This window comes from Ramlibacter sp. (assembly GCF_035554825.1).
Lineage (GTDB): Bacteria > Pseudomonadota > Gammaproteobacteria > Burkholderiales > Burkholderiaceae_C > Ramlibacter.
In genome coordinates this window covers 1-17,743 of record NZ_DATMHS010000015.1, presented here as the reverse complement: position 1 = coordinate 17,743, position 17,743 = coordinate 1, and the positions used below count along the sequence as shown (strand labels likewise).

Here is a 17,743-nt window from a genome sequence, read left to right as displayed (position 1 = left end):
GCCTGAGACAATTCAGGCATGAGTGAAGAAGTGGAGCAGAGGGCCGCCCTGCCCGAGGGCTGGCTGCAGGTGGACGGCCTCGATATCGAGGCGCAAGGTGTCGCGCGCCGGCCCGACGGCAAGGTGGTGTTCATCGACGGCGCGCTGCCGTCGGAACAGGTTTCGGCCCGCGTCAACCGGCGCAAGAACAACTGGGAGCAGGCGACCCTCACCGAGATCCACCACGAGTCGGCGCAACGGGTGCGCCCGCGCTGCCCGCACTTCGGCCTGCACGAAGGGGCCTGCGGCGGCTGCAAGATGCAGCACCTGCACGTGGCGGCCCAGGTGGCGATCAAGCAGCGCGTGCTGGAAGACAACCTGTGGCACCTGGGCAAGGTCAAGCCCGAGACGCTGCTGCGGCCGATCGAGGGGCCGACCTGGGGCTATCGCTGGCGGGCCCGCTTTTCGGTGCGGCACGTGCGCAAGAAGGAAGCGGTGCTGGTGGGCTTTCACGAGCGCAAGAGCCGCTACGTGGCCGACATCCGCGAATGCCATGTCGTGCCCAAGCACGTCAGCGACCTGCTGCTGCCGTTGCGCGAGCTGATCGGGTCGATGGACGCGATCGAAACCTGCCCGCAGATCGAGCTGGCCTGCGGCGAGGACGTGACGGCGCTGGTGCTGCGCCACCTGGAGCCGCTCTCCGACGGCGACCTGGACAAGCTGCGCGCGTTCGCCGCCCGGCACCCCGGGGTGCAATGGTGGCTGCAGCCGAAGGGACCCGACACGGCGCATCCGATGGAGTCCGGCGGCACGCCGCTCGCGTACTCGCTGCCGGAGTTCGGCATCACGATGCCGTTCAAGCCGACCGACTTCACCCAGGTCAATCCGCACATCAACCGGGTGCTGGTATCGCGCGCGGTGCGGCTGCTCGACCCCGGGGCCGGGGAACGGGTGATCGACTGGTTCTGCGGCCTGGGCAACTTCACCCTGCCCATCGCCACGCGCGCCGGCAGCGTGCTGGGCATCGAAGGCAGCGAGACCCTGGTGGCCCGCTCGCGCGAGAACTACGAGCGCAACCGCGGCGGCATGACCGGCGGCCGGCCGCTGGCGCCGGCGACGTTCGCCGCGCGCAACCTGTTCGTGATCACGCCGGAGCAACTGGTGGGCGACGGGGTGGCCGACCGCTGGCTGGTGGACCCGCCGCGCGAAGGCGCGTTCGCCCTGGCGAAGGCGCTGGCCGACCTGCATCAGCAGCCGGAACTGCGTGGCGGCTGGACGCCGCCCAGGCGCATCGTCTACGTCAGCTGCAATCCGGCGACCCTCGCGCGCGACGCGGGGCTGCTGGTGCACCAGGCCGGCTACCGCTGCACGATGGCGGGGGTGGTGAACATGTTCCCGCACACGGCGCACGTCGAAAGCATCGCCGTGTTCGACCTGGAATGAGCAACGGGGCCCGCGGGCCCCGTTGCTCGTCGATCGCCGGCCGCGCCGTCAGTCGCTGTCGGCCAAGCCCAGCAGCGCCAGCAGGCTCTGGAACACGTTGAACGCGTCCAGGTACAGCGCCAGCGTCGCCGTGATGTAGTTGGTCTCGCCGCCATCGACGATGCGCTTCAGGTCGAACAGCATGAAGCCGCTGAAGACGCCGATTGCCAGGATGCTGATCACCATCATGCCGACCGAGGAGCCGACGAAGACGTTGACGATTGCCCCGACCATGATCACCAGGGCGCCGGCAAACAGCCACTTGCCCAGGCCCGAGAGGTCGCGCTTGATGACGCTGGAGAGCATCGCCATCACGAGGAACACGCCGGCGGTGCCGCCGAACGCCGTCATGATCAGGCTCGGGCCGTTCTTGAAGCCCAGCACCATCGCGATCAGGCGCGACAGCATCAAGCCCATGAAGAACGTGAACGCCAACAGCACCGGCACGCCGGCGGCGGAGTTCTTCGTCTTCTCGATCGCGTACATGAAGCCGAACGCGCCGCCGAGGAAGACGATCAGGCCGAGCCCGCCGCCGAGGCCGCGGGTGATGCCGGTCGCCACGCCGAACCACGTTCCCAGCACGGTGGGAATCAGGCTGAGCGCCAGCAGCCAGTAGGTGTTGCGCAGCACCCGGTTGCGCTGCTGCGCCGCCGGCAAGGCACGCCCGTAGTCGATGGTTCGAACCTGGTCATTCATATGTCGGTCTCTCCTTGCAGCTGGTGGCCGTTAGATGAGCGCATTCTAGGTTGGTTCAAGGTGAGTTGACGCCAAGCCCATCAATTGGGCGTTCGCCAGCCGTTATGCTCGGCCGCTCGACTCTCGGAAATCATGGAATGAAGACCAAACCTGCCCTGGAACTCGCGGACGTCAAGGCCATCGCGGCGGCGGCCGAAGCCGAAGCCATGAAGAACAAATGGGCCGTGAGCATCGCCATCGTCGACGATGGCGGCCACCTGCTGTGGCTGCAGCGCCTGGACGGCGCGGCCCCGATTTCGGCCCACATCGCGCCGGCCAAGGCCAACACCGCCGCCGTCGGCCAGCGCGAGAGCCGGATCTACGAGGAAATGATCAATGGCGGCCGGGTTTCGTTCCTGAGTGCGCCCGACCTGAAGGGCCTGCTGGAAGGCGGCGTGCCGATCATGAAGGGCGGCGACTGCCTGGGTGCGGTCGGGGTGAGTGGCGTCAAGTCGAGCGAGGACGCGCAGATCGCCCGCGCCGGCATCGCCGCGCTGGGCCTTTGAGCTGAGAGGGGGCGCCTGCGGCGCCGCCGCCGCCGCGCTCGCTCAAGCCGCGGGGCCGCCGGCCGCGCATGCACAGCCGGCGCCGCCGCCACAGCCGGCGCGCTCGTGGTGGATCGCCGCCACCGGGCTGGTGGCACTGCATTGCGCCACGATCTCGCGGGCGCAGCTTTCGCATTGGCCGCACTGGGTCGCGACCCCCAGCTCGAGCTGGATGTCGCTGAAATCCATGCCGCCACGCACGTGGCGGGCGATGTCCCGGTCGGAAACGCGGTGGCAAACGCAAACGATCATGGCGGGGTACTGCTTGGCTGGTTGACCTGTCGTCATTATGAATGCGAATGCCTCGCATTCAGCATGACATAAGTCAAGCCCCTGCCGGCCAAGCGGATGCTCTTCCATCCACTTGGCGCTTGGCCCTCGGCGCCGGGCGTCCTCCCCGCTCAGCCCCGGGGCGCCCACCTTTCAGCTCGGGCTGCCCATCTGCGATTGCAGGTAGTTCTGCAGCCCGACCTTGGCCAGCAGGTCGATCTGGGTTTCCAGGAAGTCGATGTGCTCTTCCGTGTCGTCCAGGATGCCTTGGAGGATGTCGCGCGACACGTAATCCCGCACCGTCTCGCAGTGGGCGATCCCATCCTTGATCGTGCCCTGGGCGGCCCGCTCCAGCCGCAGGTCGCACTCGAGGATTTCCGGCACGTTCTCGCCCACCAGCAACTTGCCCAGGTCCTGCAGGTTCGGCAGGCCGTCGATCATCAGGATCCGCTCCATCAGGCGGTCGGCATGCTTCATCTCGCCGATCGATTCCTCGTACTCCTTCTTGGCGAGCTTGTCGAAGCCCCAATGCTTCAGGATCCGGTAGTGCAGGAAGTACTGGTTGGTGGCCGTGAGCTCGTTGCGCAGCTGCGCCTGCAGGTGCTGGATGACTTGTGGATCGCCTTGCATGGTTGCTCCCGCGAGATGGTGAGCCGAGATTCTGCGGGAATTCGGCTCGCCCTGGTCAGGCGGTTGCCGCCGGTTGCCGGATGAGATGGTCGAAGGCCGCGAGCGCCGCCTTCGCGCCGTCCCCGGCCGCGATGATGATCTGCTTGAACGGCACCGTGGTCGCGTCGCCGGCGGCGAACACGCCGGGCAGCGACGTCGCGCCGCGGGCATCGACGACGATCTCGCCGTGGCGCGACAGCTCCAGCGTGCCGCGCAGCCATTCGGTGTTGGGCACGAGCCCGATCTGCACGAACACCCCCGCCAGTTCGACGCGCCGGCTTTCGCCGCTGGCGCGGTCCTGGTAGACGAGCCCGTTCACCTTGTGGCCGTCGCCGGTGATCTCCGTCGTTTGCGCGTTGACGACGGTGGTGACGTTGGGCAGGGTCGCGAGCTTGCGCTGCAGCACCGCGTCGGCGCGCAGGCGGGTATCGAATTCGAGCAGCGTCACGTGGTCGACGATGCCGGCCAGGTCGATCGCCGCTTCCACGCCGGAGTTGCCGCCGCCGATCACGGCCACGCGCTTGCCCTTGAACAAGGGGCCGTCGCAGTGCGGGCAATAGGCGACGCCCTTGTTGCGGTACGCCTGCTCGCCGGGCACATTGACCGTGCGCCAGCGCGCACCGGTGCTGATGATCACCGTGCGTGCCTTGAGCGAGGCGCCGCTTTCCAGCTGCACTTCGGTCATGCCATCGCGCGGCACCAGTGCCTTGGCCCGCTGCAGGTTCATGATGTCGACGTCGTAATGGCGCACATGCTCCTCGAGCGCGAGGGCGAATTTCGGCCCTTCGGTTTCCTTGACCGAGACGAAGTTTTCGATCCCGAGCGTGTCGAGGACCTGGCCGCCGAACCGTTCGGAGGCGATGCCGGTGCGGATGCCCTTGCGCGCCGCGTATACGGCCGCCGCCGCGCCGGCCGGCCCGCCGCCCACGATCAGGACGTCGAACGGCGCCTTGCCGGCGATCTTTGCGGCCTCGCGCTGCGCGCCGCCGGTGTCGATCTTGGCCAGGATCTCTTCCAGGCTCATGCGGCCCTGGCCGAAATGGGCGCCGTTGAGGAACACCGTCGGCACGGCCATGACCTCGCGGGCCTTGACTTCGTCCTGGAACAGCGCACCGTCGATCATGGTCGCGCGGATCCGCGGGTTCTGGATCGCCATGAGGTTCAACGCCTGCACGACGTCGGGACAGTTGTGGCAGGTCAGCGAGATGTAGATCTCGAACTCGAAATCACCCTCGAGCGCCCGGATCTGCTCCAGGACGGCCTCGTCGACCTTGGGCGCATAGCCGCCCACCTGCAGCAGCGCCAGCACCAGCGACGTGAACTCGTGCCCCATCGGCAAGCCGGCGAAGCGCGGCCCGTCGGCCGCGCCGGGGCGGTTGACGGAGAACGACGGCGTGCGCTGCGGTCCGCCGCGGGTCTCTGTGATCGTCACGCGCGGCGATGCCTCGGCGACATCCTTCAGGAGCGCCTGCAGTTCGGCCGACGCCGGGCTGTCGTCGAGGGACGCGACGATCTCGACCGGCTGCGTCATGCGTTCGAGGTAGGCGGCCAACTGGGCCTTGAGATTGGCATCGAGCATGGAAAGACCTCCGTGGCTGGTGGTGTTCGGGCGAAAAAAAGCCCGGGGCAGGAGCGCGCCCGGGCTGCGGCGGGACGCGGCCTTAGATCTTGCCGACCAGGTCCAGCGAGGGCTTGAGGGTCTGCGCGCCTTCGCTCCACTTGGCCGGGCACACCTCGCCCGGATGGGCGGCGATGTACTGGGCGGCCTTCACGCGGCGCAAGGTTTCGCGGGCATCGCGGCCGATGCCGTTGTCGTGCACCTCGACGGTCTTGATCCGGCCGTCCGGATCGATCACGAAGGTGCCGCGCAGCGCCAGGCCAGCGTCCTCGCCTTCGGTGATCAGCACGTCGAAGAAGCGCGCCAGCTGGTGGTTGGGGTCGCCGATCAGCGGGTACTGGACCTTGCGGATCGTGTCCGAGGTATCGTGCCATGCCTTGTGCGTGAAGTGCGTGTCGGTGGACACGCCATAGACCTCGACGCCCAGCTTCTTGAACTCTTCGTAGTGGTCGGCCAGATCGCCCAGCTCGGTCGGGCACACGAAGGTGAAGTCGGCGGGATAGAAGACCACCACCGACCACTTGCCCTTGAAGCTGGCGTCGCTCACCGGCACGAACTTGCCGTTGTGATAGGCGGTGGCCTGGAAGGGAAGGATCTGGCTGTTGATCAGGGACATCGTTTTCCTCTCTATGTGATTTGTGAACCGGACTGTCAGTGTGCGTCCGGCTGTTGAATATATCCAATTTATTGATAATATTGCGTCATTAGCCATTGGCTATTCGGACGGGAGACACCACGCGCTCAGGCGGCGGCCCGCGACCGGTCGAACGTGCCGAGGCCGGCTACGGCGCCGGACGCTATTCGAGCGGTCCCATGTACAAGGAGGAGGCCCGCCGTTGCGGCGCGGCGGGCTCGCCCCGCTCCTGCTGGGCCGGGTCCGGCGCCAGCGCTTCCGGCACGGGCGTGCGATCGAGCTCGCTGAACGGGAGGGCCTGCTTGACGAGCATGACGCTGCACGGCGCCTCCATGGCCACCCGGATCGGCACGGTGCCGACCAGGCGTTGGAATTTCAGGCCGTGGGTGGCGGCGCCGAGGATCATCAGGCTGACGTTGTTGCCGCGCGCGTACTGCACCAGGGCGGCGGCAACGTCCGACGCCTCCAGCACGTGGCAGGAGACCTGGTGGCCTTCGAGCGGCAAGCCCTGGCTCCAGCGACGCAGGGCCTCGAGCTGGCGCCGGTGCACCTGCACTTCGCTGCGCTGGCGGTCGGTGCTGTCGGTATCGCCGGGGCCGATCACGGTGACGCAGGCCAGCCGTGCGCCGGGACGAATCCCCAGCGAGCGCCCGGTGGCCCGCCGCAGGGAATAGAGCGTTGCGTCGGAGGCGTCGCGCCAGGGCACGGCCACCATGACGATCGGTACCTGGTCGATCTGGGTGCTGGGCAGCGGACTGGGGTGGTAGTGCAGCCCGGCCGCCTTGAACCAGCGCTTCACGTGGGTCCACCACGAGGTGCCGCGGGTGCGCTGTCCGCGCTCGCCGACCTGAACCTGGTCCGGGTCGGCCAGGTCGAAGGCCAGGTGCGCTGCCGAGGCATAACGCTGCGCCGCTTCCGGCTCGAGGCAGCGCAGGATGATCTCCTGCAGCCAGGGCGGCGTGGCAGGCGCGATGGCGCGCGGCGGCGGCGGGTCCATCCACAGCCGCTGGCGCAGCCCGCCGCGGGTCTGCGGGTCGCCGAACGGCAGTTCGCCGGTGGCCAACTCGTACAGCACGACCCCGATCGCGAACACGTCGCTGCGGGGGTCACCGCGCACGCCCACCACCTGTTCCGGGGCGATCCACGGCGGCGAACCGACGGCCAGCCGCATCTCCTCGGCCAGCAGGTCGGGGTAGTGGCCGTGCCAGCTGAGGCCGAAGTCCAACAGGACGGCGCGCCCGTCCGGCCGAATGATCACGTTGCCGGGCTTGATGTCCAGGTGCACCGCGTCCTGCTGGTGCAGGCTGTGCGCGGCCACCGCCAGCGCCGCGCCCAGCCGCGCGATTTCCGCGGCCGGCGGCTGGCGCCGCTCCAGGCTCGCGCGGTCGATCCAGTCCTGCAGCGGCCGCCCCGGCACCAGTTCCATCACCAGGTACGGCACGCGCGCCAGGTCGCCCGCCGCGACGAAGCGCGGGACGTGGGGACCGGTCAGCACCTGCAGCAACTGATGCTCGACCTCGAATCCGACGATGTTCTCCGCGCCGTCGCCGGCGGTCATGCGCGGCACCTTCATCGCCATCGGAAACCCGGGCTCGCGGCCCGGCTGGGCATAGCGCACGCGGTAGATGTGGGCCATGCCGCCCGCGTGCAGGCATTCCTCGATGACAAAGCCGTCGATCTCGGTGCCGGGCTCGAGCAGCTTCATCGGGCGCGAGCTCCTATTCGCCGCGCGGCAGTCGGCTGGCGTTGAAAGCCGGCAGGCCGGCATCGATGATCGCCTGGGCCGCGGCCTCGTGGTCGTAGTGAACGCGAACGAAGGTGAGCTGCAGCGTGTCGCTGTCGAACAGCGCATACATCGCCTCGCTGCGGCGATCGCGCGGCTGGCCGACCGAGCCGACGGTGGCGACCCAGTGCCGGTGCCGCGGCAACGGCACCGGCACCCCCGCGGTCGGTTCGAACGGCATCACCTTGCCGACGGCGCCCTGGAAGAACAGCCGCTGCTCGTGCACGTGGCCGCCGAACACGTGGGTCAGCCCGAGGTCTTGGGCGGCGCCGAGGCTGCCGGCCGCCGTGAGCGCGTCCTGCACGTACTCCCAGCGGCGCGGCTCGCGCATGCTGGCGTGCACGAGCACGAAGAAGTCGTGCCTGACGAAGAGCGGCAGGCCCGCCAGGAACTCGCGGTGCTCCGCGCGCAACTGGGCAGCCGTCCACGCCGCTGCGACCGGATCCGCCTTGCCGGCCGCCGGCGCCGGCGGGGCGAGCGCCGCCTCGTCGTGGTTGCCGCGCCCGACCCACGCGCCGGCGCCGGCCCGGTCCGCGATGATGTCCAGCACCGCAACGGGGTCGGCCCCGTAGCCCACCAGGTCGCCCAGGAACGCGTACTGGTCCGCGCCGCGGCGGCGCGCGTCGGCCAGGCAGGCTTGGAGCGCCTGCAGATTGGCGTGGATGTCGGCGAGCAGCGCGAGTTTCATGGCGGCAGGTCGCCAGCGTGAATCCGCCGGCTGACAACCGCATTACAGCAGGGCTCGCGCCGGATCAGTACTCCAGCCGCTCCGGCCGCAGCTCCTGCAGGATCGTGGTGGCGATTTCCTCGATCGACTTGGTCGTCGTGCTGAGCCAGCGGATGCCGGCCCGCCGCATCATGGCTTCGGCGTCGGCCACTTCGGCGCGACAGTTCTCGAGGGACGCGTAGCGGGAGTTCGGACGGCGCTCGTGGCGGATCTCGGCGAGCCGCTCCGGCTGGATCGTGAGACCGAAGATCTTGCGCCGGTGCGGCGCCAGCGCCGCCGGCAATTGCTGGCGCTCGAAATCTTCGGGGATCAGCGGGTAGTTGGCCGCCTTCAGGCCATGCTGCATCGCGAGGTACAGCGAGGTGGGGGTCTTGCCGCTGCGGCTCACCCCGACCAGGATCACGTCGGCGCGCTCCAGGTCGCGCGTGGACTGGCCGTCGTCGTGCGCCAGCGTGAAATTGATCGCCTCGATCCGCTCGTGGTACTCCTTGCTCTTGCTGACGTCGGAGAAGCGGCCGATGCGGTGGTTGGACTTCATGCCCAGTTCCACCTCCAGCGGGGCGACGAAGGTGCCGAACATGTCGAGCAACATGCCTTTGCAGCCCTGCTCAATCACCTGCATGATCTCGACGTTCACCAGCGTGGTGAACACGATCGGCTTGCGGCCCTCGACCTCCGCGATATGGTTGACGTGCCGCACCACCTGGTGCGCCTTGTCCACGCTGTCGACGAACGGCAGGCGTACGTGCCGCGGCTTGAATTCGAACTGCGCCAGGATGGCGTTGCCGAAGGTTTCGGCGGTGATGCCGGTGCCGTCGGAGATGAAGAAGACCGTGCGAGAGTGCATTGGTGGATGGCCTGGTCGAGCTGCTCGGCCAGACCCCAGCAGGGCTGTGCCGGCCTACAATGGCTCGAATTATCTCCGCTCGCCATGCACCGCCCCGGCCCATTCGAACAAGACCAAAGCCGCGCCCGTCGCCATGGAAAAGCGCGCTGCCGCGCCAGCGTCCCGGTTTCAACTTCTGGAGCTTTCCCATGTCTGCCCTTTTCAGCCCGACCGCCCTGGTCGTTCCGTTTGAAAACCTGAGAATGAGCGACGTCGAGGCGGTTGGCGGCAAGAACGCCAGCCTCGGCGAAATGATCTCGCAGCTGCCGGGCGGAGTGCGGGTCCCCACCGGCTTCGCCACCACGGCCCACGCTTTCCGGCAGTTCCTGTCCCACGACGGCCTCGCCCAGCGCATCAATGCGCGGCTGGCGGCGCTGGACATGGACGACGTGCGCGCGCTGGCCACTGCCGGGGCCGAGATCCGGTCGTGGGTCGAGGCCCAGCCATTCCCGCCCGAGCTCGAGCAGTCGATCCGCGACGCCTTCGCCAAACTGTCGGCCGACAATCCGCAGGCGAGCTTCGCCGTGCGTTCGTCGGCGACCGCCGAAGACCTCCCGGACGCGTCGTTCGCGGGCCAGCAGGAGACGTTCCTGAACGTGGTCGGTATCGACGCGGTGCTGCACAAGACCAAGGAGGTGTTCGCCTCCTTGTACAACGACCGCGCCATCAGCTACCGCGTGCACAAGGGCTTCGCCCATTCCGACGTGGCGCTGTCCGCCGGCGTGCAGCGCATGGTGCGCAGCGACCTCGGCGCGGCCGGCGTGATGTTCACGATCGACACCGAGTCCGGATTCGAGGACGTGGTGTTCATCACGTCCAGCTACGGCCTGGGCGAGACGGTGGTGCAGGGCGCGGTGAACCCGGACGAGTTCTACGTGCACAAGCCGATGCTGCGGGCCGGCAAGAAGGCCGTGATCCGCCGCAACCTGGGCTCCAAGCTGATCCAGATGGTCTTCAACGACAACCGGGCGGCCGGCATGCCGCTGGTCAAGACCATGGAGGTGCCGCTCGAGCAGCGCAACCGCTATTCCCTGACCGATGCGGACATCGAGCAGCTCGCGCGCTACGCGCTGGTGATCGAGCAGCATTACGGCCGGGCGATGGACATCGAATGGGGCAAGGACGGCGCCGACGGCCAGCTGTACATCCTGCAGGCCCGGCCCGAGACGGTGAAGAGCCAGCAGGGCAGCAAGGCCGAAACCCGCTACAAGCTCAAGGGCAAGGGCCCCGTGCTGGCCGAGGGCCGGGCCATCGGTCAGAAGATCGGCACCGGTCCGGTGCGCGTCGTGCACGGCACGTCCGAGATGGACAAGGTGCAGCCCGGCGATGTGCTGGTCACCGACATGACCGACCCGAACTGGGAGCCGGTGATGAAGCGCGCCAGCGCCATCGTCACCAACCGGGGCGGGCGCACCTGCCACGCGGCGATCATCGCGCGCGAGCTCGGCATCCCGGCCGTGGTCGGTTGCGGCGACGCCACCAGCCAGTTGAAGGAAGGCACGCTGGTGACGGTGAGTTGCGCCCAGGGCGACACCGGCTACATCTACGACGGCCTGCTCGAGACCGAGGTGACCGAGGTGCAGCGCGGCGCGATGCCGAAGATCGCCACCAAGATCATGATGAACGTCGGCAATCCCCAGCTGGCCTTCGATTTCGCGCAACTGCCCAACGAAGGCGTCGGCCTGGCCCGCCTCGAGTTCATCATCAACAACAACATCGGCGTCCATCCCAAGGCCATCCTCGACTACCCCAACGTCGACGCCGACCTGAAGCTCGCGGTGGAGTCGGTCGCCCGGGGTCATGCCTCGCCGCGGGCCTTCTACGTCGACAAGGTGGCCGAGGGCGTGGCGACGATCGCCGCCGCGTTCTGGCCCAAGCCCGTCATCGTGCGGCTGTCCGACTTCAAGTCCAACGAGTACCGCAAACTCATCGGCGGCTCGCGCTACGAGCCCGAGGAGGAGAACCCGATGCTGGGGTTCCGCGGCGCCGCGCGCTACATCAGCAGCGACTTCAACGAGGCCTTCGCGATGGAGTGCGAAGCGCTGCGCCGGGTTCGCACCGACATGGGCCTGACCAACGTGCAGGTGATGGTGCCGTTCGTGCGCACCCTGGGCCAGGCCGACCGGGTGGTGCAGCTGCTCGCGCAGCACGGACTCAAGCGCGGCGAGGGCACGGGCGACGCCGCGCTCAAGATCATCATGATGTGCGAGGTGCCGAGCAACGCCGTGCTGGCCGAGCAGTTCCTCGAGTTCTTCGACGGCTTCTCGATCGGCTCGAACGACCTGACCCAGCTCACGCTGGGGCTGGACCGCGACTCCGGGCTCGAACTGCTGGCCGCGGACTTCGACGAGCGCGATCCGGCCGTCAGGGCACTGCTGTCGCGCGCGATCGGCGCCTGCAAGGCGGCCGGCAAGTACGTGGGCATCTGCGGCCAGGGCCCCAGCGACCATCCGGACTTCGCGCAGTGGCTCGCCGCCGAGGGCATCGCCTCGATCTCGCTGAATCCTGACAGCGTGATCGCCACCTGGCAGCGGCTGGCAGAAGCCTGACGGGGCCGCGGGCGGCACGCTGGCGCACGGCCGTGCCGCGTGCCATGATGCCCGGATGAGGGACGCACCGGGACGGCCGGACGCTCGCGTGGTGTGGCTCAAGGCGGGCCTGCTGGCCGTCTGGGCCGGCGTGAGCTTCGGCTTCTTCTTCTTCGCGCACGACCTCCAGTTCGTGGTGGCCGGCTGGCCGTTCGCCTACTGGATGGGTGCGCAAGGCGCGATCATCGTCTTCATCGCGATCGTCGCGGCCTATGCGGTGGCGATGCGGCGGCTCGCGCCGCAGGACAGCGAGCCCGACCAGGGCGATGGCCCGCATGCTTGATCCTGCCGCGTACGCCGCCTACAAGCGCCGCCTGCGCCGGCTGCTGGCCGCTTACGTGGCGGGCGTGCTGCTGTTCGTCGCGCTGATGGCGTGGGCGGAGCAGAAGGGGCTGTCGCGGTTCTGGCTCGGGCCGATCTTCCTGTTCCTGTCGATCATGGTGTATGCGGCGATCGGGATCTACGGCCGCACCACCGACCCGCAGGAGTACTACGTGGCGGGCCGGCGCATCCCGGCGGTCTACAACGGCATGGCCGCCGCGGCCGACTGGATGAGCGCGGCCTCGTTCATCAGCATGGCCGGCGGGCTGTACCTGCAGGGGTTCGCAGGGACCGAGGGGCAGGCGGGCGGCCTCGCGTACGTGCTGGGTTGGACCGGCGGCTTTTGCCTGGTGGCGCTGCTGATCGCGCCCCATCTGCGGCGGCTCAATCTCTACACGGTCCCCGACTACTTCAGCGTGCGGTTCGGCGGGCGCTGGCCGCGCGTGATCGCGGCGCTCGCGGCGGCGCTCTGTTCGTTCACCTACGTCATCGCCCAGATCTACGGCATTGGCCTGATCGCATCGCGGCTGACCGGCGTGCAGTTCGAGATCGGGATCTTGCTCGGACTCGGCGGCGTGCTGCTGTGCTCCTTCCTCGGCGGCATGCGCGCGATCACCTGGACGCAGGTGGCCCAGTACGTGATCCTGTTGCTGGCATTCTTCATTCCGGTGTCGTGGCTCGCCTACAAGCAGCTGGGCAACCCGGTCGCGCCGGTGGTGTACGGCATGCAGCTGCAGAAGATCTCGCAGCTCGAACGCAAGCTGGCCGATGATCCCGCCGAAAAACAGGTGGCCGCCATCTTCCTGCAGCGGGCCCGCGCGTACGAGGAGCGCCTGCACGACGTGCCGGCCGCCCTCGCGCACGAGCGCGCGGCCGCCAAGGAGCGCATCCGGCAGCTGAAGGTGCAGGGCGCCGACTCCGCCTTGATCGTCCAGGCCAACCGCGAACTGGCGGCCCTGCCCAAGGACGTGCCGGCGGCGCGCGAGCATTGGCTGCGCGCGATGCACGAGAGCTACGAACGCGCCAATCCGCTGGGCGGGCTGCCGGCCCACAGCCAGGCGTTCGCCGGCGACCCCGACGGGAGCGCCCGAGACCAGGAAGCCTTCAACACCTCGCGGCTGAATTTCCTGGCGCTGATGTTCTGCCTGATGGCCGGCACCGCCGGCTTGCCGCACCTGCTCACGCGCTATTACACGACGCCATCGGTGGCCGAGGCGCGCTCGTCGGTCGCCTGGACGCTGTTCTTCATCGCGCTCGTCTACCTCAGCGCGCCGGCGCTGGCCGCGCTGGTGAAGTTCGAGGTCATGAACAACTTGGTGGGCAGCAGCTTCGATTCGCTGCCGGCGTGGATCGCCCAGTGGGGCAAGGTCGATCCGTCGCTGATCTCGATCGCCGACGTCAACGGCGACCGGATCCTGCAATGGGGCGAGATCCGCCTGGGGGCCGACATCGTGATGCTCGCGACGCCCGAGCTCGGCGGGTTGCCGTACGTGATCTCCGGACTGGTGGCGGCGGGCGGGCTGGCGGCGGCGCTCTCGACCGCCGACGGGCTGCTGCTCACCATCAGCAACGCCATCGTGCGCGACGTCTACTGGCACGAAGTGGACCAGCAGCTCACGGGCGAGCGGCGGGTGATCCTGTCCAAGTTCGCGCTGCTGGCAGTGGCGCTCGTCGCCGCCGTGCTGGCGTCGTTCAAGCCCGGCGAGATCCTGCCGCTGGTCACCGCCTCCTTCTCGCTGGCGGCATCGGGCCTGGTGCCGGTGATGGTGCTGGGCATCGGCTGGAAGGGCGCGACGCGCCCCGGCGCGGTGGCCGGCATGCTGACGGGGCTGGGGGTGGCCGTGTACTACATGCTCGCCAACGCGGTGAGCGTGCGCGCCTTCCTCGGCCTCGAGCCGGACCATGCGCTGTGGTTCGGTATCCAGCCGCTGGCGGCCGGCGTGTTCGGCTTTCCGGCCGGCTTCGCCGCCGCCGTGCTCGTGAGCATGGCCGGGCGGGTGCGCCGTCCCGCCCGTGCGGTGCAGGTCTCCTAGGGATCACCCTATCAGTGATTGTCCGGGGCGCCCTCGAAAGCGGCGCTGCGTCAGTTTGGTGTCAGACGCATTCCAAACACTCCGGTCTCCTACTACATGAAGGAGACATATGGCAATCGCAGCAACGGCGCCCGGCAAGCCGAGCGCAGCACCGGCGATGACGCGCGAGGAGAAGAAGGTCATCTTCGCCTCCTCGCTCGGCACGGTGTTCGAGTGGTACGACTTCTATCTCTACGGTTCGCTGGCGGCCATCATCGCCAAGCAGTTCTTCTCCGGCCTCGATCCCACCGCCGCCTACATCTTCGCGCTGCTGGCCTTCGCGGCCGGCTTCCTGGTGCGACCGTTCGGCGCCCTGGTGTTCGGGCGCCTGGGCGACATGATCGGGCGCAAATACACGTTCCTGGTCACCATCCTGATCATGGGCGCGTCGACCTTCATCGTCGGCCTGCTGCCAAGCTACGCCTCGATCGGCGTCGCGGCGCCGGTGATCCTGATCGCGTTGCGGATGCTGCAGGGCCTCGCGCTCGGCGGTGAGTACGGCGGCGCGGCGACCTACGTCGCCGAGCACGCGCCGCACGGCCGCCGCGGCGCCTACACCTCGTGGATCCAGACCACGGCGACGCTGGGCCTGTTCCTGTCGCTGCTCGTGATCCTGGGCGTGCGCAACGTCATGGGCGAGAAGGACTTCGGCGACTGGGGCTGGCGCATTCCGTTCCTGGTGTCGATCGCGCTGCTGGCGGTGTCGGTCTGGATCCGGCTGAGCCTGAACGAGTCGCCCGCCTTCCAGAAGATGAAGTCCGAGGGCCGCACCTCCAAGGCGCCGCTGGCGGAATCCTTCGGCGAGTGGAAGAACCTGAAGATCGTGATCCTGGCGCTGCTGGGTCTGACGGCGGGCCAGGCCGTGGTCTGGTATTGCGGCCAGTTCTATGCGCTGTTCTTCCTGACGACGATCGCCAAGGTCGACATCACGACGGCCAACCTGCTGATCGCCGCGTCGCTGGTCATCGGCACGCCGTTCTTCATCGTGTTCGGTTCGCTGTCCGACAAGATCGGCCGCAAGCCGATCATCATGGGCGGATGCCTGATCGCCGCGCTGACCTACTTCACGGTGTTTCCGATGCTGCTGAAGTACGCCAACCCGGCGCTGCTGTCCGCGCAGCAGGCGAGCAAGGTGACGGTCACCGCCGACCCGAAGGAGTGCTCGTTCCAGGGCAGCCCGATCGCCCGCGACATCGACTTCCGCACCTCCTGCGACATCGCCAAGCGCACGCTGACGCTTTCGTACATCCCGTACGAGAACAAGGTGGGCGCGCCGGGCCAGCCGGCCACGGTCACCATCGGCGACAAGACGTTCACGGCGCCCGCGGGCACGCTGAACGAGGCCAGGCATGGCTTCTCGGCCGAGAGCGCCAAGTCGATCGGTGATTTCCGCAAGGGCGTGGGCGACGCCGCCAAGGCCGCCAACCTGACGGTGCCCGCGGATCCCGCCAAGATGAACAAGACCATGGTGCTGGTGCTGCTCACGTTCCTGGTCATCCTGGTGACGATGGTCTACGGCCCGATCGCCGCGATGCTGGTCGAACTGTTCCCGACGCGCATCCGCTACACGTCGATGAGCCTGCCGTACCACATCGGCAACGGCTGGTTCGGTGGCCTGCTGCCGACGACGGCCTTCGCCATGGTGGCGGCGACCGGCGACATCTACTACGGCCTGTGGTATCCGGTGATCGTCGCCGCTGGCACCTTCGTCATCGGCATGCTGTTCATCCGGGAAACCAAGGACGTGGACATCTACGCGCGCGACTGACGTCCCGCCGGCAGGTCTTCGACGCAGGGCCCGCTTTCGAGCGGGCTCTTTTTTTTTGCGGCGCCGCACTGGCACCTTTTTCTTACGTCGATATGGATAAACCCCAATTCGCAGCGTGAGGCGCGGGTGCAAAGCTCAGCGGTCGAACGAGGGCAGGGCAGCCGCCCCGGCCCCCGGCGGCTTTCCAGCGGGAGCTCCTCATGCTGATCGTCAAGACCGAGGTTGGACAACAGGTGCTGAAGGACCGCTCGGTCCCGCTCACGCCGCGCCAACGTTCCGCGTTCATCATGGTCGACGGGAAGAAGACCCTGGACCAGGTGCTCGCCGCGACCGGCCCGAGCGGGGTCACGCGCGCCGACATCGATCGCCTGCTGGAACTGGGCCTGGTTGCCCAGGTCGCCAAGCCATCGGCCGCAGCCGCCGCGGCTGCCGGTGCCGCGGCCTCCGGCAAGGCTTCGTTGACGCCCCAGGAGCGCTACGCAGCGGCGTACCCGGTCGCGATCCAGCTCACTTCCGGCCTCGGCCTGCGCGGCTTCCGGCTGAATCTGGCGGTGGAGGCGGCAACCAGTTTCGAGCAGCTGATGGCGGTGGCGCCGAAGATCCGGGAAGCGGTGGGCCCGGAACGGTACCGCCCGCTCGAGAAGGCGCTCGGCGAGCGCTGACCCGGCGGCCCGGCCGGTCCATGTCCCGTTCCTGGCCAGGCCGGCCGGCGGCGCCGGGGCGCTCCATTGGCTATAATGGAGAGCTTTCCTTGCCACACCGCTTTACCGACGCAGCGGGTGGCTGTCACCACCATCCTCAAGGAGTGCCATGCGTCACTATGAAATCGTCTTGCTGATCCACCCGGATCAGAGTGAACAGGTTCCGGCCATGCTGGAGCGCTACAAGGGCATGATCACCGCCGGCGGCGGCAAAGTGCACCGCGTGGAAGACTGGGGCCGCCGTCAGCTGGCCTACCAGATCAACAAGCTGGCCAAGGCGCACTACCTGTGCGTCAACATCGAAGCCGACCAGGCCGTGATGGGCGAACTGGAACACGCGTTCCGCTTCAACGACGCCGTGCTGCGCCACCTCACGGTGGTCAAGAAGAAGGCCGACACGGGTCCGTCCGCGATGATGAAGACCGTCGAGCGGGAAGAAGCCCGCAAGGCGCAGCAGGCGGAGTACCAGCAGGCCTGAGCGGCCTGCGCCCGGAGTGAACCAGGTCGTCCTCAGCGCCTGGATCGTCGAGGCTTCCGCACTGCGCTACACCCCGGCCGGCTTGCCGGCCCTCGATCTCAGGCTCGAACACGAGTCCGAGGCGAGCGAAGCGGGGCGGCAGCGCACGGTGAAGGCGGCGATCAGGGCGGTGGCACTGGGCAGCGTCGCGGAGACGCTGGGCCAGCAGGCCATCGGCAGCGGATGGACGTTCACCGGTTTCCTGGCGACGCCCCGCAACGGCAAGCACCCCGTGCTCCACATCCAGTCGTTCCAGCAATCCTAAAGTTCCGGCGGGACCCGAGCGGTCCGGCCCATCAAGAGAGGTCCACATGGCCACGTTCAAGAAATTCAACAAGGACAAGCGTCCGAAGCGCAACACCCAGTCGCTGCTGTTCAAGCGCAAGCGCTTCTGCCGCTTCACCGTCGCCGGCGTCGAGGAAATCGACTACAAGGACGTCGACACCCT

At 68.1% G+C, this 17,743-nt stretch carries 17 protein-coding genes and 1 pseudogene; 10 read left to right on the top strand and 8 right to left on the bottom strand.

The genetic code is table 11. The annotated features are described in order from the left end of the window. Positions 1-18: 18 nt before the first annotated feature. Positions 19-1,422 (top strand): 23S rRNA (uracil(1939)-C(5))-methyltransferase RlmD, encoded by a 1,404-nt coding sequence (gene rlmD / locus VNT59_RS01435; RefSeq protein WP_325495902.1) that lies wholly within the window; start codon positions 19-21, stop codon positions 1,420-1,422. A 48-nt stretch (positions 1,423-1,470) separates the two neighbouring features. Here the strand turns inward: rlmD and VNT59_RS01430 are convergent, their stop codons facing one another. Further along, on the bottom strand, positions 1,471-2,157 hold the full coding sequence (locus tag VNT59_RS01430; protein ID WP_325495900.1) for a Bax inhibitor-1 family protein: 687 nt from the start codon (positions 2,155-2,157) through the stop codon (positions 1,471-1,473). A 137-nt stretch (positions 2,158-2,294) separates the two neighbouring features. Here VNT59_RS01430 and VNT59_RS01425 point away from each other — a divergent pair, with 137 nt between their 5' ends. Continuing rightward, positions 2,295-2,702: a heme-binding protein gene (locus VNT59_RS01425; protein WP_325495898.1), complete on the top strand. Its 408-nt coding sequence runs from the start codon at positions 2,295-2,297 to the stop codon at positions 2,700-2,702. A 42-nt stretch (positions 2,703-2,744) separates the two neighbouring features. Here the strand turns inward: VNT59_RS01425 and VNT59_RS01420 are convergent, their stop codons facing one another. From VNT59_RS01420 to ppsR, 7 genes are all read right to left on the bottom strand, one after another. Further along, the gene (locus VNT59_RS01420; RefSeq protein WP_325495896.1) at positions 2,745-2,993 is read right to left on the bottom strand and encodes a (2Fe-2S)-binding protein; all 249 of its coding nucleotides are present in this window, start codon (positions 2,991-2,993) and stop codon (positions 2,745-2,747) included. A 171-nt stretch (positions 2,994-3,164) separates the two neighbouring features. Beyond that, on the bottom strand, positions 3,165-3,641 hold the full coding sequence (gene bfr / locus VNT59_RS01415; RefSeq protein WP_325495894.1) for a bacterioferritin: 477 nt from the start codon (positions 3,639-3,641) through the stop codon (positions 3,165-3,167). 55 nt (positions 3,642-3,696) lie between these two features. Continuing rightward, the gene (gene ahpF, locus VNT59_RS01410) at positions 3,697-5,259 is read right to left on the bottom strand and encodes an alkyl hydroperoxide reductase subunit F (protein WP_325495892.1); all 1,563 of its coding nucleotides are present in this window, start codon (positions 5,257-5,259) and stop codon (positions 3,697-3,699) included. A gap of 82 nt (positions 5,260-5,341) precedes the next feature. Further along, the gene (gene ahpC / locus VNT59_RS01405; protein ID WP_325495890.1) at positions 5,342-5,914 is read right to left on the bottom strand and encodes an alkyl hydroperoxide reductase subunit C; all 573 of its coding nucleotides are present in this window, start codon (positions 5,912-5,914) and stop codon (positions 5,342-5,344) included. 181 nt (positions 5,915-6,095) lie between these two features. Beyond that, positions 6,096-7,637 (bottom strand): bifunctional serine/threonine-protein kinase/universal stress protein, encoded by a 1,542-nt coding sequence (locus tag VNT59_RS01400; RefSeq protein ID WP_325495888.1) that lies wholly within the window; start codon positions 7,635-7,637, stop codon positions 6,096-6,098. 13 nt (positions 7,638-7,650) lie between these two features. Next, positions 7,651-8,403: a metallophosphoesterase family protein gene (locus VNT59_RS01395; RefSeq protein WP_325495886.1), complete on the bottom strand. Its 753-nt coding sequence runs from the start codon at positions 8,401-8,403 to the stop codon at positions 7,651-7,653. 64 nt (positions 8,404-8,467) lie between these two features. Beyond that, complete coding sequence (gene ppsR / locus VNT59_RS01390) at positions 8,468-9,289, bottom strand: posphoenolpyruvate synthetase regulatory kinase/phosphorylase PpsR (protein ID WP_325495884.1); 822 nt, start codon at positions 9,287-9,289, stop codon at positions 8,468-8,470. 188 nt (positions 9,290-9,477) lie between these two features. Here ppsR and ppsA point away from each other — a divergent pair, with 188 nt between their 5' ends. The 8 genes and pseudogenes from ppsA to VNT59_RS01350 all read left to right on the top strand — a co-directional run. Beyond that, positions 9,478-11,877: a phosphoenolpyruvate synthase gene (gene ppsA / locus VNT59_RS01385; RefSeq protein ID WP_325495882.1), complete on the top strand. Its 2,400-nt coding sequence runs from the start codon at positions 9,478-9,480 to the stop codon at positions 11,875-11,877. A 55-nt stretch (positions 11,878-11,932) separates the two neighbouring features. After that, a complete protein-coding gene (locus VNT59_RS01380; protein ID WP_325495880.1) occupies positions 11,933-12,199 on the top strand; it encodes a sodium/substrate symporter small subunit in 267 nt (88 codons plus the stop codon). Beyond that, positions 12,192-14,270 (top strand): VC_2705 family sodium/solute symporter, encoded by a 2,079-nt coding sequence (locus VNT59_RS01375; protein WP_325495878.1) that lies wholly within the window; start codon positions 12,192-12,194, stop codon positions 14,268-14,270. The genes VNT59_RS01380 and VNT59_RS01375 overlap by 8 nt, the downstream gene beginning before the upstream one ends. Positions 14,271-14,379: 109 nt before the next feature. Further along, the gene (locus VNT59_RS01370; RefSeq protein ID WP_325495876.1) at positions 14,380-16,077 is read left to right on the top strand and encodes an MFS transporter; all 1,698 of its coding nucleotides are present in this window, start codon (positions 14,380-14,382) and stop codon (positions 16,075-16,077) included. 200 nt (positions 16,078-16,277) lie between these two features. Next, positions 16,278-16,739 carry a hypothetical protein gene (locus VNT59_RS01365; RefSeq protein ID WP_325495874.1) on the top strand — a complete coding sequence of 154 codons (462 nt, stop codon included), beginning with the start codon at positions 16,278-16,280 and terminating at the stop codon, positions 16,737-16,739. 148 nt (positions 16,740-16,887) lie between these two features. Then, positions 16,888-17,256, top strand: coding sequence for a 30S ribosomal protein S6 (rpsF, locus tag VNT59_RS01360; protein ID WP_325495872.1), 369 nt, complete (start codon positions 16,888-16,890; stop codon positions 17,254-17,256). A 16-nt stretch (positions 17,257-17,272) separates the two neighbouring features. After that, positions 17,273-17,560, top strand: a complete 288-nt coding sequence (priB, locus tag VNT59_RS01355) for a primosomal replication protein N (RefSeq protein ID WP_325495868.1) — start codon at positions 17,273-17,275, stop codon at positions 17,558-17,560. Positions 17,561-17,606: 46 nt separating this feature from the next. After that, positions 17,607-17,743 (top strand): annotated as a pseudogene (locus VNT59_RS01350) (30S ribosomal protein S18); the annotation flags it as partial.